This window comes from Microcoleus sp. T3_D1 (genome assembly GCF_036700405.1).
Lineage (GTDB): Bacteria > Cyanobacteriota > Cyanobacteriia > Cyanobacteriales > Microcoleaceae > Microcoleus.
Map to the genome: position 1 here is coordinate 1 of NZ_JAUBOV010000124.1, position 13,312 is coordinate 13,312.

General features: G+C 46.9%; 16 protein-coding genes, 2 tRNA genes and 1 pseudogene. 12 read left to right on the forward strand and 7 right to left on the reverse strand.

What is annotated here, in order from left to right:
* Positions 1–57: 57 nt before the first annotated feature.
* On the reverse strand, positions 58–399 hold the full coding sequence (locus QT992_RS31460) for a hypothetical protein (protein ID WP_333342765.1): 342 nt from the start codon (positions 397–399) through the stop codon (positions 58–60).
* A 211-nt stretch (positions 400–610) separates the two neighbouring features.
* On the opposite strand from QT992_RS31460, the gene QT992_RS31465 reads away from it, so the two are divergent.
* The 5 genes from QT992_RS31465 to QT992_RS31485 all read left to right on the forward strand — a co-directional run bounded on the left by QT992_RS31465 (position 611) and on the right by QT992_RS31485 (position 6,965).
* A complete protein-coding gene (locus QT992_RS31465) occupies positions 611–1,666 on the forward strand; it encodes a hypothetical protein (RefSeq protein WP_333342767.1) in 1,056 nt (351 codons plus the stop codon).
* An 820-nt stretch (positions 1,667–2,486) separates the two neighbouring features.
* On the forward strand, positions 2,487–3,155 hold the full coding sequence (locus QT992_RS31470) for a DUF3318 domain-containing protein (RefSeq protein ID WP_333321600.1): 669 nt from the start codon (positions 2,487–2,489) through the stop codon (positions 3,153–3,155).
* Positions 3,156–3,551: 396 nt separating this feature from the next.
* Positions 3,552–4,550: a sugar transferase gene (locus tag QT992_RS31475; RefSeq protein WP_333321601.1), complete on the forward strand. Its 999-nt coding sequence runs from the start codon at positions 3,552–3,554 to the stop codon at positions 4,548–4,550.
* Positions 4,551–5,097: 547 nt separating this feature from the next.
* On the forward strand, positions 5,098–5,535 hold the full coding sequence (locus QT992_RS31480; RefSeq protein WP_333321603.1) for an ATP-binding protein: 438 nt from the start codon (positions 5,098–5,100) through the stop codon (positions 5,533–5,535).
* 161 nt (positions 5,536–5,696) lie between these two features.
* Positions 5,697–6,965 (forward strand): WcaI family glycosyltransferase, encoded by a 1,269-nt coding sequence (locus QT992_RS31485; protein ID WP_333321604.1) that lies wholly within the window; start codon positions 5,697–5,699, stop codon positions 6,963–6,965.
* 182 nt (positions 6,966–7,147) lie between these two features.
* Here QT992_RS31485 and QT992_RS31490 read toward each other — a convergent pair whose 3' ends face one another.
* The 3 genes from QT992_RS31490 to QT992_RS31500 are packed head-to-tail and all read right to left on the reverse strand — an operon-like array spanning position 7,148 to position 7,867.
* Complete coding sequence (locus tag QT992_RS31490) at positions 7,148–7,354, reverse strand: hypothetical protein (protein WP_333321605.1); 207 nt, start codon at positions 7,352–7,354, stop codon at positions 7,148–7,150.
* Positions 7,354–7,629, reverse strand: a complete 276-nt coding sequence (locus QT992_RS31495; protein WP_333321607.1) for a BrnA antitoxin family protein — start codon at positions 7,627–7,629, stop codon at positions 7,354–7,356. The genes QT992_RS31490 and QT992_RS31495 overlap by 1 nt, the downstream gene beginning before the upstream one ends.
* Positions 7,592–7,867, reverse strand: a complete 276-nt coding sequence (locus QT992_RS31500; RefSeq protein ID WP_333321608.1) for a BrnT family toxin — start codon at positions 7,865–7,867, stop codon at positions 7,592–7,594. The genes QT992_RS31495 and QT992_RS31500 overlap by 38 nt, the downstream gene beginning before the upstream one ends.
* A gap of 203 nt (positions 7,868–8,070) precedes the next feature.
* On the opposite strand from QT992_RS31500, the gene yqeK reads away from it, so the two are divergent.
* From yqeK to QT992_RS31530, 6 genes are all read left to right on the forward strand, one after another.
* Positions 8,071–8,703: a bis(5'-nucleosyl)-tetraphosphatase (symmetrical) YqeK gene (gene yqeK, locus QT992_RS31505; RefSeq protein WP_333342769.1), complete on the forward strand. Its 633-nt coding sequence runs from the start codon at positions 8,071–8,073 to the stop codon at positions 8,701–8,703.
* A gap of 137 nt (positions 8,704–8,840) precedes the next feature.
* Complete coding sequence (gene rsfS / locus QT992_RS31510) at positions 8,841–9,260, forward strand: ribosome silencing factor (RefSeq protein WP_333321610.1); 420 nt, start codon at positions 8,841–8,843, stop codon at positions 9,258–9,260.
* A 2-nt stretch (positions 9,261–9,262) separates the two neighbouring features.
* Positions 9,263–9,772, forward strand: a complete 510-nt coding sequence (locus QT992_RS31515; protein WP_333321612.1) for a CGLD27 family protein — start codon at positions 9,263–9,265, stop codon at positions 9,770–9,772.
* 183 nt (positions 9,773–9,955) lie between these two features.
* A complete protein-coding gene (locus tag QT992_RS31520; protein ID WP_333321614.1) occupies positions 9,956–10,909 on the forward strand; it encodes an asparaginase in 954 nt (317 codons plus the stop codon).
* Positions 10,910–11,026: 117 nt separating this feature from the next.
* Positions 11,027–11,103, forward strand: a tRNA-Met gene (locus QT992_RS31525).
* A gap of 73 nt (positions 11,104–11,176) precedes the next feature.
* Positions 11,177–11,253 (forward strand) — tRNA-Met (locus QT992_RS31530).
* A gap of 435 nt (positions 11,254–11,688) precedes the next feature.
* On the opposite strand, the gene QT992_RS31535 is transcribed toward QT992_RS31530, so the two are convergent.
* From QT992_RS31535 to QT992_RS31545, 3 genes are all read right to left on the reverse strand, one after another.
* Positions 11,689–11,877, reverse strand: a complete 189-nt coding sequence (locus QT992_RS31535) for a DUF2949 domain-containing protein (protein ID WP_333321620.1) — start codon at positions 11,875–11,877, stop codon at positions 11,689–11,691.
* A gap of 86 nt (positions 11,878–11,963) precedes the next feature.
* Positions 11,964–12,098: a hypothetical protein gene (locus QT992_RS31540; RefSeq protein WP_333321616.1), complete on the reverse strand. Its 135-nt coding sequence runs from the start codon at positions 12,096–12,098 to the stop codon at positions 11,964–11,966.
* A 9-nt stretch (positions 12,099–12,107) separates the two neighbouring features.
* Entirely contained in the window at positions 12,108–12,491 is a 384-nt protein-coding gene (locus QT992_RS31545) for a hypothetical protein (protein WP_333154167.1), read from the reverse strand.
* A 405-nt stretch (positions 12,492–12,896) separates the two neighbouring features.
* Here QT992_RS31545 and QT992_RS31550 point away from each other — a divergent pair.
* Positions 12,897–13,280 (forward strand): annotated as a pseudogene (locus QT992_RS31550) (RNA-guided endonuclease TnpB family protein); the annotation flags it as partial.
* Positions 13,281–13,312: the final 32 nt, after the last annotated feature.

The window sequence follows — 13,312 nt, forward strand, 5'->3', positions numbered from 1 at the left end:
CTGACCAATTCTTTTTTAAGAACTCTCCGAAAGCCTCTTGACAAAAGACTTACAGCCTTAACTTGTCACCAATGCCCGCTTAGTGGCTACCCAGCCGTTGCGCTCTTTGTTTACCAATCCTAACTCTGCTAAAATTGGGTTGACTTTGTGCTTTGATATTTCTAGTTTCTCGCTGATGCTGGTAGCGGACAGAAGTGAGGGGGAAGAGGATTGTTGGGGTTTAGGTTTGGGCGCTGACACGGGTTGAGCGTTGTTAGCTTTCCAATGTTCGTAGCATAATTTGTGACCGGGTTTTGAAACTGCTTGATTGCATCCGGTCGCCGTGCAGGTTTCTGCTGAAATGGCAGATAAAGCTTGATTTATGGCTGCTAGCTTGCGGAGCAAAGGATCTAAGGTCATATTAACAGCTTGAGATATATTCAAAAATAGTACCACTTTAATTTCTATGCAGTCAAGAATTAAAAACTGGCGATTTTCTGTGGGATAGCTTTACTCGCGCGGACTTTTCCCCAACCTTTCCAGAATCTCAGGCCACACACCCGTAACACGATCGCAGGTACGATCGCCTATAATCGAAACTAGCCCAACTCTCATCATTTGAGAAACCGCCATGAGTCAAGACAAGGAAGAAATTAGCTATTCAGAGAAAACAGAACGTCTCAGAGTTATCGGTCAGTTTATCAAAACTGTGACACCGATGATTTGGACGATCGTAATTCTCGTAGTCATCATTCCCCTATTCGGTAACTTTCTCATTTCCCAGTCACTAACAAATACCGGAACCACAGCAGTTGTAGTCTCGCCGCCACACGATTTTAGCAAAGTCAACCAAGACATTAAAAACGCCATCCAACAATCCCATACAACAGCCGAAACTTTCGCCTCAAAAGAATTGGACAAATGGGAAAGCGAAGTAATCGCGCGGGTTGACAACAGTTTCCTCGATTGGTACTTTGATTACTTCACTCAAAAAAAGATGGAGTTTACCGTACCTTTTAACTTCGTGAAATCTGCCGTACTCAACAGATTTGATATGACAGCAGCTTCTCAAGCTGTTTCCGAAAAATTAACCGAAGACTTTCAAAGAGAATTTGCTAACCGCGTGCTGGTTCCCAAAAACGCTCAACTGCGATTTCAATTAATCACTCAAGATACTGCTAATTTGTATATATCAGAAGTTAGCAAGAATGTGAAAGTAGTTCAAAACAGTTATAATATACCGCAAGTACAGTGGGACAAATATCTGAACGATATTGCTACTACAATTAGCGATAAAGGAAATGTCTCGAATTTATCATTAAAAGTATTAGTTGGCGGCAGTGGCTACTTAGTTGCTAAACCCTTAATTTTGGGAGTCGCAGCTAAAGTTGGTAGTAAAGTTACCGCAAAAGTTGCCAGCAAAGCCGCCGCCAAGGTAGCCACAAAAACAGGCGGTACAGTTGCTAGTCAGTTGGGAGTAAGTTTAATCGACCCGATTGTCGGCATCGGAATTATCATCTGGGATTTGTGGGATTACAATCACACAGTCAAAGTAGAAAGACCGATTTTGCGGGCACACATTGTAGAATACTTGAAAGATGTCAAAAAGTCTCTGCTCACAAATCCTGAAAGTGGAATTATGGCAGCAATTTATCAGTTAGAAAGCGGTATTCTCAAGTCGCTTTAATCATTTAGCGTTGCTTAATAACAGGTATGAATTGAATAGTTCGGAATTGCGATAAGGCAAGTCGGGTGAGTTTTGTAACTTCAGAAAAAAGTTGGTTCATACCGTTAATTAGCAACCTAAAAAAAATAAGATAGAGGAACAACGAGAAGAGTTGCAAGATTTTATGGAATATAAAAATATCATAAAATGGAAGAAAGCGCAAGCTGTTTTACTCAGGTTAAAAGGATTTGGTTATCTAGAAAAATAAAAAAAATAGACGTTTTAACAACAAGTTTTATTACCAAAAGTCACAGAAAAGACTTAGCCGGTAATCGCGAAATTAAATTTAAAACATCCAGGCTAAAAAGCTCTCCGCAACGCCTCGACTTCCTATCTCAACCCGCAGCCAAAATAGATCATAACTAGAAAGATATTTGAGGTAGAATTATGAGGTAATATTTAAATCCGGGTCAAGTTCCTATCGAATATTGAAAGCGGTTAATTAATCTGGCAGAAAGCCAAGGTAGAAAAATCGAGAAAACAGCGAGAAGTTATTCACAAAAGACTCTATATTGGCCGGAAAGGATTATCAAAGCATAAGCCAGAAATAGCAGTAGGATAACTGGTACTGTATCCCTTAGATGAGTGTCAGTCCGTCGCTCAAATAATCCAAAGGAAATGATCGAGTCGGCAGTTGCGATCGCCCCCTGAGACTAAAATCAAGTAAAATTGCCAGTATTAGTCGATCGACCCCCGTTGCTACACTATATTTGGATTCAAGGTTTGCTATACTCCAGAAATAGACACATATTAACCTTTGGAAAATCAATAGGCCGGAGCTATGACATCCTATGCAACCTCTACAGCAAGAGCCGAGATGAGTGAGATCCGGCGCTTGAAAAACATACTGCCCCCAGAACTCCAAAGTTGGGTAACAGTAGAAAAAACAATAGAAGTTAATCCTACCCTGATCCGCAGCGAAGAAATAGGCAAAGACCAGGTAGAAATCCAAATAGACCTGATCCGCTGGGAACAGCTAGCAATGGATCAGCGGAACCTCCTATTTTGGCACGAAGTCGCCAGAATCCAAAACGACACCATCCCCAGAGACGGTTGGGAAATGGCAGCCCTCGCCATTGGTTTAGGCGGCGCCGTCGGCGAACTTTGGGTGCAAGACGGCTTGCTGCTGTTACTGGCCCTATCCCTGTGCGGCGTCTCCGGCTGGAGACTTTACCAAAAAAATAACGGAGAGAAAAGTTTAAAAGAAGCAGTAGAGGCCGACGAAAAAGCCCTCGCCCTAGCCACCCGCTTCGGCTACACTCTCCCAAACGCCTACAAAAGCCTCGGCAGCGCCTTAAAAACCTTAATCGAGCAAACCTCCAAAAAACAGCAGCGGGCTAAATACGAAGCTCGTCTCCAGGCCCTCAAACGCAACGCAGCCAAAGCCAAAGCCAAAGTCAAACCCATCACCCGCGAAACCTCCCAGTCAGAAAACGTCTACAATTCTTAACCTCATCCCCCGACGCTTGGTACGGGGGTTTTCCAGTTAACCGTTAACTGTTGACTTCTGTGTTAGCTGTTAACTGTTAACTGCGATGGTTATCCGATGCAAGAGAGGCACGAAAATTATTAACGACAAGATTAAGCGACCTGAATCCACAAAAATCTTGATTCCAATGTCAAAGTTTGGCCGCGACGGCGTTCAAAAATCTTTGGGTCTAAATTGGCACTGGTAGACTCAAGTCTATTTTTGCCTTTGATATCACTCTCGGCGGGCGAGTTGGCAGGCGTTTTTGTAAAGTTTGTATAAAGCTAGCCTTTTGTTAACCATAATATTTGGTAAAGGTGGAGCTGCTAGGACAGAATAGGCTAAAGACATCAGCTTGAAATTTGAAACCAGGACTTCATGGTCAGTCAAACCCCAGAGGCAGATTTTCGGGTAACGTACTCGGACGAGATTCCCTCAGTTCACATACCCGTGCGCTTGAGCGTACTTGAAGCCGTAAACTTCAAGACAACCTGCCAGCAACTTTTTTCCGGAAGCACCGTTCCCAGCAAGATTGTCCTAGACTTTAGTCAGACGACATTCATCGACAGTAGCGGGATCGGTGCTTTAGTCAGCAATCTGAAATTTGCCAAACAGCGTGGCAGCGACTTGGTGCTCCGAAGCCTCAAGCCGCAGGTGATGGCAGTATTTGCTCTCACCAGCCTAGATCAAGTGCTGACGATCGAGCAGCCCTCTGCAACCTCAACTCCCACAGAGACGAACCCCTCGGACAATCACCTACCGATGACCCACCCCTCAGTGCAATCGTGGGTGAAGCGGCTGATAGATATCGTTGGGGCAATCGTCGGTTTGATGATTACAGGAATTTTGCTCGTACCCATAGCTGCAGCCATCACTATCAACGATCCAGGCCCGATATTTTTCGGTCAAACCCGCTGTGGCTGGATGGGCAGACAATTTCGGATTTGGAAATTTCGATCGATGTGTACCAACGCCGAAGCCATGAAAGACCAAATCAAAAACCAGGCTTCTGGCGCATTTTTCAAAAATGACAACGACCCGCGGATTACCAAAGTCGGGCGCATCTTACGCAAAACCAGCCTCGACGAACTGCCGCAGTTTTGGAACGTGCTCAAAGGCGAAATGAGTCTAGTCGGCACCAGACCGCCTACGCCAGACGAAGTTGAGCGCTACGAAGTCCCTCAGTGGCAGCGTTTGGATGTCAAACCCGGGATGACCGGGGAATGGCAAGTCAACGGTCGCTCTCAAGTCCGCGATTTTGAAGATGTCATCCGTTTAGATTTAAAATACCAACAAAACTGGAGCCTGGTGTATGACTTGAAACTAATTGTTAAAACCATAACAGTCCTGTTTAACAAAAATAGCGGCGCTGTGTAGGAGCCCTCAACAACCCAGCCCTGAACTTTCAGGTGCTGTTGCCGAGGGGCGGCGGGAAGTCGAACTTGATACTTAGTCAAGCAGACGATCGCTAGCGATACCTACGTTAGCATTAAGTGTTAAAATTCACACGCCCAGAAAATGCACAGCTAGTTGTCCGCTCTGCAATCAGAGCATTAATAATTAGCAATTAGCGAGTTCGAGGTCATACTCAAATGATCCCAGCATGATTTTCGAGGACGAGAAGAACTCACCTGTGTTTAGAAAAGTAGCGACTGCTAACACGGTCGAAGCTTAAATCACTGCCTCGCAAGCTGACTCGGAAATTTTCCCTATTTAAACGCCCTACCGAGGCGGGTTACAGTATCGGAAGTCTCTCATTTGCTGTGCGAGTAAATGGTGCGAAAGGAATGCTCACCTTGAGGCAAAACGGGCTTCTTCAACTCAAGCTTGACTTAACTAATATGTTGCCAAGACCTTGCCCTCCTTTTTCTCTCCCTCCGGCGCTGAGTACAGCGGTGGTGGGGGCCGACCAGGGGGAAGAAAGATGAAAGACAAGCAACCAAAGGCCGAGTGGCACCTGCAGGTTGAAACAGACCTGAATGCTTTAACATCCGTTTTGGAATGGTTGGAGAATATCGTTTTGCCCATGATACCAGCGGATTTCTGGTGGCAGTGCCGGCTGATAATCAACGAAGGCTTTACAAACGCTGTCCGCCACGCTCACCAGAACTTGCCCCCCACGACGCCCATAGACATTGAGGTAAAAGTGTTTGCCGATTACTTAGAAATTAGGATTTGGGACAGGGGTCAACCCTTCAACTTAGAAGCAAAGCTGCACTCGATCATGCAAGAGCAGCGCGATCCTTTGGACAGAGAAGGAGAAAGGGGACTGGTGTTCATGTACAAGCTCACAGACGACCTTCGGTATATCCGTACCGACGATCGCCGCAACTGCCTGGTAATGCGAAAAAACATTAGCTGAGGGCGCGATACCCGCCCGGTAAGGGCGGCTTCTTTCGCCAGGAGTGGAAGATCCCCTCGCCCCCTATTGTCCTACCCGGAACCCAACCACATCCTCTGCAATTCTGCGGGTGCAGGCTTGATGCACGCGGCTGCAGGACAATTTGCTTAAGAATAAATATTATGCGTATTCTAATTTATTCCTATAACTACTATCCAGAGCCGATCGGCATTGCCCCCCTGATGACAGAACTAGCGCAAGGCCTAGTCAAGCGCGGCCACCAAGTCCGAGTCGTCACAGGAATGCCCAACTATCCGCAGCGCCGGATTTATCCGCAATATGAGGGAAAATTTTACCTCACAGAAGAACACAACGGCGTCACAATTCAGCGCAGCTATCTGCGCGTCAACGGCCCCCACCCCAGCCTCCTAGACCGACTTGTGCTAGACGGCAGTTTTGTCGTCTCCAGCGCCGTCCAAGCCTTCAGAGGCTGGCGTCCCGACGTGATTTTTTCGACAATGCCCCCTTTACCGATTTGCGTCCCAGTCGCCTTTTACGGCTGGATTCGCGCTTGCCCGATCGTCCTCAACGTTCAGGATATCGTCTCAGAAGCAGCCGTGCGCGTCGGCTTGGTCAAAAAAAACGGACTGCTAGTTCGCATTGCTGACGCTTTGGAAAAATTGGCCTACAGCACAGCCAGCCAAGTCAGCGTCATCGACAGCGGTTTTGTCACCAAATTGCACTCTCAAGGAGTACCCCCCGAAAAAATAGTTTGCGTTCCCAATTGGGTTGATGTTAATTTCATTCGGCCCTTACCCAAGGAAAGTAACTCATTTCGAGAAACTCACAAACTCAAGGGAAAATTTGTCGTTCTCTATGCTGGCAATATTGCCCTAACTCAAGGCCTGCAAACAGTTGTCCAAGCAGCGGCTCGTTTGAAACACATAACCGAAATCGCTTTTGTAATTGTGGGGGAATCAACAGCCTTGGCGCGCTTGCAAAAAGATTGCGAAACTTACAAAGCTAATAATGTAATGCTGCTACCATTTGAACCGCGAGAAAAATTGCCCGAATTGTTAGCTGCTGCTGATGTTAGTTTAGTCGTACAAAAGCGCCGCGTTACTAACTTCAATATGCCTTCAAAAATCCAAGTAATTCTCGCCAGCGGCAGGGCAATTTTGGCTTCGGTTCCCGAAACTGGTACGGCCCAGAAAGCAGTGCAGCAAAGCGGTGGCGGGGTGGTGGTAGCGCCGGAAGATTCGCAGGCTTTGGCTGAGGCTGTTGAGGATTTGTACTTGCACCCTGCTAAGGTGGATGCGTTGGGCGAGCAAGGCAGAAATTATGCTGTAGAGAATTACGGATTTGAGGAAGCTTTGAACCATTATGAAGCTTTATTTGCGGCGGTGGCAGCGAGTCATGGTGATAAGCTGTTGCAGCCTTTGCCAAAATAAGATAAGCGCTTGAAACCGCCCGTGCTTACAGTGGCAAAAGATGTTCCGATCACTACAGAACGAACGCTCGTTAAGATAAACGCCCAAAAAATGAAAGACTGAAGATTGAGCGATTTAATTCCCCAATATACCAGCACCGGAACTGTACCCGCAGCCCTCCCGACAGCCATTACTGCCCCGATTCAAAGTAAAATAGCGATAACTGATAAAGGTTTTTGACTGCCAATAACAGCCATTTCGATTAAGCTATTTAGCGGAAATCCCCTTCTCAGCAAAACGGCAATCAAAATTGCCATCGAAGCCAGAAGTGGAGCAACTATAAAATAACCTTTGATGGCACTGACTAAAAGTAGAATAAATGAAATAATTACAAAAAATAGCAAATCCATTATTGATGGGCTTTCATGTATTCTCTTAGTAAGGCGTTGATCTGGGTTTGATAACCACGACCTTGAGATTTAAACCACTCCAAAACATCACTGTCAAGGCGTAAGGTAACTTGAGCTTTAGTCTTAGGGTTGGGCAAGCCTCGCTGAACTACGGCTTTAGCAAACATTTCAGGCGTAATTTCAGGGCAATCAGAGAAATCAATATCTTCATCAGTCATGGCATCTAGGCGTTCCCAATCAGTTTGAGATTTGCTCGAAGTAAATTCGTTGTTCATATTTAGTTGCTTTTCTAGCGGAAATAATGCGGGTACTATCCTCTCGTTCTGTATGGACAATAGCGACTACTCGCCCTTGCAACAAACCAAAAGTCACAAACCTCTGCTCCCCATAACTGAATCGTTCGTCCTCAACTGTTACGATTTCTCCATCAAAAACTAATGGAACGTCGATAAAGTCAATTCCATGTTTGCTAAGGTTGGTAAGACGTTTAGCCTCATCCCACTCAAATTCCATACCTGGATTTTCACTAGATATTGTAACTACAATTTGTCGTTACAGCCACTCAGTTTAAAAGATATTTGGATTGTTCAGGTAAAGACCTTCGCCCCCTTCACCCCTCCCCATCCCAGAAGTCACCACACCCCTGCGTGCCCGACACCGCAGCCGATCGAAACAAAACGCTAAAATAGTAGCTCATACAATTTCGGAGTTAATATTTGACACTTGCACCCGCGCGCGAAAACGTCCTAGCTTGGCTCTCAGACCGCGTTCCTGCTGCCCGCATCACACATATTCTCGGAGTCGAACAGACAGCAGGTGACTTGGCTCGCCATTACGGCCTCGACGAAGCAAAAGCCCGATCGGCCGGTTTGTTGCACGATTTGGCAAAATACTTCAAACCTCCACTGCTCCTGCAAATGGCCCAGAAGGAAGGTTTAGAGTTAGACTCAGTGTTGGAAGCACACCCGCATTTGCTGCACGCAGACGCCAGCGCGATCGTCGCCAGAGACGAATTCGGGGTGGTCGATCGAGAAATTTTGGACGCAATCGCCAATCACACCCTCGGCAGACCAAATATGAGCCAGCTCAGTTGTACCGTATTCATAGCAGATACCATAGAGCCGAGCCGCGGCAACACAGCCCAACTAGAAGCACTGCGCGAGGCAAGCTGGCAAAATCTTTATGCAGCCGTGTGGCAAACTAGCGATTATTCTCTTAAATATTTGCTAGAAACTCGCTGCTACATCCACCCCCGCACCGTACTTACGCGGAATTGGGCGCTGCTTATGGCTCGATCGCCGGAAACAGGAAAATCGACCCAGAAGTCGATCGAACAAATCACAAGTTAAAAGTAAAATTTATCAGCAATCCTGTCCTTACTTTTGGCTTCAACCTAACTCCTATTTCCCGTCTCAAACTGCCAACAACCGATCGCGAAAACGCACCGATTCCCCCTTACCGTATCAATTAGGAAATTAAACACTTAATGTCTGATCTAACCCAACTCGAATACTCCAGGGCTCAGTCTACAGCAACGGACAGCACCTCCCCAGACGAAGCTCGCGGCCTGATCGTGACCGTTGCCCAAGCAGCCGATGACCGCAAAGCAGTAGATATTGTATTGCTCCGGGTAGCAGAAGTATGCTATTTGGCAGACTACTTTGCGATCGTCACCGGATTTTCCAACGTGCAGGTACGAGCCATCTCCCAAGCGATAGCAGACCAAGTTGAAGAAGAGTGGCAACGCTTGCCACTGCGTACACAAGGCCTATCAGACGCTAGTTGGGTCGTCATGGACTACGGCGACGCGATCGTTCACATTTTGAAGCCTCAAGAGCGGGAGTTCTACAATTTAGAAGCGTTCTGGGGACACGCCGAACGCATTGACTTTTCCCCCACGCCGTGAGGATGGCTAATGTGAAAAACGTTTCAGCTTCTATTTGTCCCGTTCCGCAAGAACAGCGACCGATAAATGAATACCAAGAACTTAAAGAATCCTGGTTTTTTAGCTGGGTAACACTCAATTGGCCCGGATACCTGGCAAAACTAGCTTGGGTGTGGGCTTGGAGTTGCTTGGTATCGGTGCCGATAGCTGCTTCTAGCTTTGCTCCTGTCAAGTATCCAGCTCAGTTTGTCCTCAGCGGTGCCGCAGGTGCCAGTTTTATTCTAGGATTAGCTTTGCTGCGGCTCTACTTGGGTTGGTTCTACGTGCGATCGCGCCTTTCAAATCCCACGGTCGTCTACGAAGAGTCTGGCTGGTACGATTGTCAATCTTGGCCTAAAACTCCCGAAGTTTTGCTTCAAGACCAGTTGATTGTCAACTACCAATTAGAACCTATTCTCAGGCGTCTGCGGCAGACATTTTATGGTTTGACAGTGTTGCTGGTTGCTGGGGGACTAACTTGGAGTTGTTTGTAATCGGGAAGGGAAGGGAGTTTTGAGTTTTGAGATTGCCGCGCACAGCCAACGCCGGCACACTCCCGTGCATGAGTGAGAAACGATCGCAGAAAGATTAACTTTATAACTCTTAACTGGCAGCTCGCAACTCATAACTTCCACCGGCCCCAATCTAAAATCTAAAATCTAAAATCTAAAATTGATATGACAAGGGGAAAACGAACCCAAGCTCCCGAACTTGAAGTCACACTGCTGCGCGAAGGTATTGTGGAATCGAGGCACCGCGCCCAGGCCGCCGTCTGCGACAACCGCGGGCGCGTTCTGTCTGTTGCTGGTAACTCGGAAACGGCCTCATTTGTCCGTTCTTCACTCAAGCCTTTTCAAGCTTTGGCGGTGACGGGGACTGGCACTTTAGAACGCTACGAATTGACCGATCGAGATTTAGCGATTATTTGCAGTTCCCATCAAGGTACGATCGAGCAATCGCGCCAGGTATTTAACGTCCTGTGGCGCTGCGACATTGACCCCTCTAAACTTCAATGCCCCATTCCCGAAGGCAAAAAGAGCGCCCTGCAATACAACTGCTCCGGCAAACACGCCGGAATGCTGGCTGTCTGCCAGCAACTGCACTGGCCTGTGGAAAATTATTTACGCCGCAAACATCCTGTCCAGCAGCTTATTTTGGGCAAAGTAGCTGACTTGCTGGCAATGCCTGCCGAAGAGTTTATCAGCGCTCGCGACGACTGCGGCGCTCCTACCTATCTGTTGCAGTTGGGGCAAATGGCGTCTTTGTACGCTCAGTTAGCCTCCGGCAACAATGTGGATATGGAGCGGATTGTCCGCGCTATGACTCATCACCCGATGATGGTTGCCGGTGAGGGCAAATTTGACACGGAACTGATGCGCTTGACTCAAGGGGAATTGGTGAGCAAGTCCGGCGCCGAAGGGGTGCAGTGCATTGGCCGCGTTGGCGAAGGCATGGGCTTGGCAATTAAGGTGACGGATGGGGGAAAGCGCGCTCAATTTGCTGTGGCGATTCACTTGCTCAAGCAGTTGGGGTGGATTACTCCGACGATCGCCGAAACTCTTTCGGAGACTTACCTGACTCTCAGTGACTTCAAGCGCTTGGAGGTAATCGGGGAAGTTTCGATGCTTTAGGGCGATCGAGACTCGCTCGCCGATTTCAGCAACCCCTCCCACAATCTAAAAAGTTTTTTTGATTTAGGGGTTGCAATTTTCAGAAAGATATGTTTATATTAGAGAGAGACAAAGCGACGCGGGATAGAGCAGCCTGGTAGCTCGTCGGGCTCATAACCCGAAGGTCAGTGGTTCAAATCCACTTCCCGCCACCAAATTCAAGCGAACCCTGTAATCGTTAAGGTTTCAGGGTTTTGTTTTGGAAACCACTAAAGAGAGACAAAGCGACGCGGGATAGAGCAGCCTGGTAGCTCGTCGGGCTCATAACCCGAAGGTCAGTGGTTCAAATCCACTTCCCGCCACCAAATAAAATAAGACAAGCCCCGGCAGCATAAAAGTTGCTGGGGTTTGTTTTAAGCCGTCTGTTTGATGCCGTCGGCGAAGAGGCATCTCAGTTTTGCATTTGTAGTGCGAGCGTCCTCGCTCGCGTGAAGAAGAAAGCACGCGAGCGAGGACGCTCGCACTGTAAAAAAAATGCTTTTTGCGAAAATGAGATGCTCCCCTCTGCGATCGCCTCTTCGACAGATTGAAAGCAGTTTATTTTAGTCTGAAAAAAAAATTAGGACACAGCACTGCTGTGTCCCTACCGTATATTTGTGTTTATCCCAAAAGGACAAAATAAGACCCACCCTCAACCTAAACACTCAACCCTATACTTTGCGACGACCGTTAGTGCAAGCTTTATTTGTTAAAAAATAGCAATCCGATATCCCTATTTTTTAAATCAGGATTTTAAATTGCTAAGTCGGCTGAGCTTCCAACCAATCAAAAATCAGGTTTAACTGTTCCAGTGTCACTAACCCGTACTGCCACAGCACCATCGGCAGTTCGCTGGCATCTTGTTCACCGTGTCGGAGAGCAACGGCGATCGCGGAATGCGATATTGCCAACTCTCCCCGCAAATAATCGATCAGTTGAGCCTTTCTCATCACCTTCACCGCCAGTTTTATGCGATTTTGTAAAGATATGTAGCTAATCAGTCTGTATCGGAAGTTTAATTGGTCTAATTTTAGGTTCACAAGAGAGAACCTTGTGTGATGCAAACCGCACAAAACTTGTGATAAAACTCAGATAAAAAAGCGATCGCAGTCACAATAATTCCCAAAATCAAAAATTGGGTTCCGCGATCGCTCGCTTCAAATGAATTCATTTAAAATTGCTAAAGTCCTAGCTGAAGCTGAACTCCCGCTTCTGTACCGCTGTCGGTTTGTTTTGGAGGTAAAGGATTTCCTTGACGCTGGGCATCCGAAGGAGTAGTAATAAATTCCAATGGGCCCTCGATTTTGAGGCGAAATGTGTCGCCCAAGCTTCTTTCCCTTCTAGCAGAATTAGCCGCCGTTTCTGGTTCACCAATCAAGTTTTGGTAGTCCGAGTCTAAGGTTCTGTCCTCCACTGTCCTCAACGAGTCCCCAGATAAAGTCGTTTCCGAATATTGGGGCGTTGGTTGCAGTCTTTGTTGGGCGAGAACCGCCGGGGTCAAACCGATAAAAATTGAGCTGAGTCCGAGAGCAGTGCCAAGAGTAGCAATAACTGCGTTCATCATCCATGCCTCCGCTAGTTGCATCCTACTATAGCAATCCTAAATGATTCAGATAAATTTGTAGGGGTAGTGCCTTTCTTTGCCTACCCCCTATCTATCGGGCAACCGGGCGTGGGATTGCCCCTACAAGAATTATGCAAATGATGCGAGGATTGCTATATGCTTATTTTACCTAGCCGGAATTAAGTTGCACTCTATCAAAAGTAGCTGCTTGTGGAGATATCAATTAAAGTTCCTGTCAAAACTTATAGAAAACAAGCTAAAAACCCTGTGACTTCAGTCCAGGGATGAAAGCTCGCAGGAGACTTTAGTCTCCCAGTCAGCTTCCTGCTTCATCATTGTAAACTTTCATTAACTGGCTAAGGATTTTATGTCAGACGGTATAACATAAGAACCGGAGGTAAAGCCATGCTAGTTTTTGAGTTCAAAGCTTACGGAAAAAAGAATCAGTACAACGCAGTAGACGAAGCAATTCGTACCGCCCAATTTGTCCGCAATAGCTGTTTGCGGTATTGGATGGACAACAAAAAAGTGGGTCGGTACGACTTAAATAAATACTGCGCTGTGCTGGCTCGCGACTTTCCGTTTGCCGACGAACTCAATTCTCAAGCAAGACAATCGAGTGCAGAACGAGCATGGTCTGCGATCTCCCGATTCTACGACAACTGCAAGAAGAATGTACCGGGCAAAAAAGGATATCCGCAGTTCGTGAGAGATTGTCGTTCTGTCGAATACAAGACTACTGGCTGGGTGCGATTCGTTTCCTCGAAAAATGGAGATATAAAACTCAAAGTGTACGAGGAGTAAGGGTTCAACCTCTCGTC

What these genes read in the sequence shown, in the direction of transcription:
- QT992_RS31460 (WP_333342765.1), bottom strand. Translation starts at nt 399, where the DNA reads ATGACCTTAGATCCTTTGCTCCGCAAGCTAGCAGCCATAAATCAAGCT.
- QT992_RS31465 (WP_333342767.1), top strand. Translation starts at nt 611, where the DNA reads ATGAGTCAAGACAAGGAAGAAATTAGCTATTCAGAGAAAACAGAACGT.
- QT992_RS31470 (WP_333321600.1), top strand. Translation starts at nt 2,487, where the DNA reads ATGACATCCTATGCAACCTCTACAGCAAGAGCCGAGATGAGTGAGATC.
- QT992_RS31475 (WP_333321601.1), top strand. Translation starts at nt 3,552, where the DNA reads ATGGTCAGTCAAACCCCAGAGGCAGATTTTCGGGTAACGTACTCGGAC.
- QT992_RS31480 (WP_333321603.1), top strand. Translation starts at nt 5,098, where the DNA reads ATGAAAGACAAGCAACCAAAGGCCGAGTGGCACCTGCAGGTTGAAACA.
- QT992_RS31485 (WP_333321604.1), top strand. Translation starts at nt 5,697, where the DNA reads ATGCGTATTCTAATTTATTCCTATAACTACTATCCAGAGCCGATCGGC.
- QT992_RS31490 (WP_333321605.1), bottom strand. Translation starts at nt 7,354, where the DNA reads ATGGATTTGCTATTTTTTGTAATTATTTCATTTATTCTACTTTTAGTC.
- QT992_RS31495 (WP_333321607.1), bottom strand. Translation starts at nt 7,629, where the DNA reads ATGAACAACGAATTTACTTCGAGCAAATCTCAAACTGATTGGGAACGC.
- QT992_RS31500 (WP_333321608.1), bottom strand. Translation starts at nt 7,867, where the DNA reads ATGGAATTTGAGTGGGATGAGGCTAAACGTCTTACCAACCTTAGCAAA.
- rsfS (WP_333321610.1), top strand. Translation starts at nt 8,841, where the DNA reads ATGTCTGATCTAACCCAACTCGAATACTCCAGGGCTCAGTCTACAGCA.
- QT992_RS31515 (WP_333321612.1), top strand. Translation starts at nt 9,263, where the DNA reads ATGGCTAATGTGAAAAACGTTTCAGCTTCTATTTGTCCCGTTCCGCAA.
- QT992_RS31520 (WP_333321614.1), top strand. Translation starts at nt 9,956, where the DNA reads ATGACAAGGGGAAAACGAACCCAAGCTCCCGAACTTGAAGTCACACTG.
- QT992_RS31535 (WP_333321620.1), bottom strand. Translation starts at nt 11,877, where the DNA reads ATGAGAAAGGCTCAACTGATCGATTATTTGCGGGGAGAGTTGGCAATA.
- QT992_RS31540 (WP_333321616.1), bottom strand. Translation starts at nt 12,098, where the DNA reads ATGAATTCATTTGAAGCGAGCGATCGCGGAACCCAATTTTTGATTTTG.
- QT992_RS31545 (WP_333154167.1), bottom strand. Translation starts at nt 12,491, where the DNA reads ATGATGAACGCAGTTATTGCTACTCTTGGCACTGCTCTCGGACTCAGC.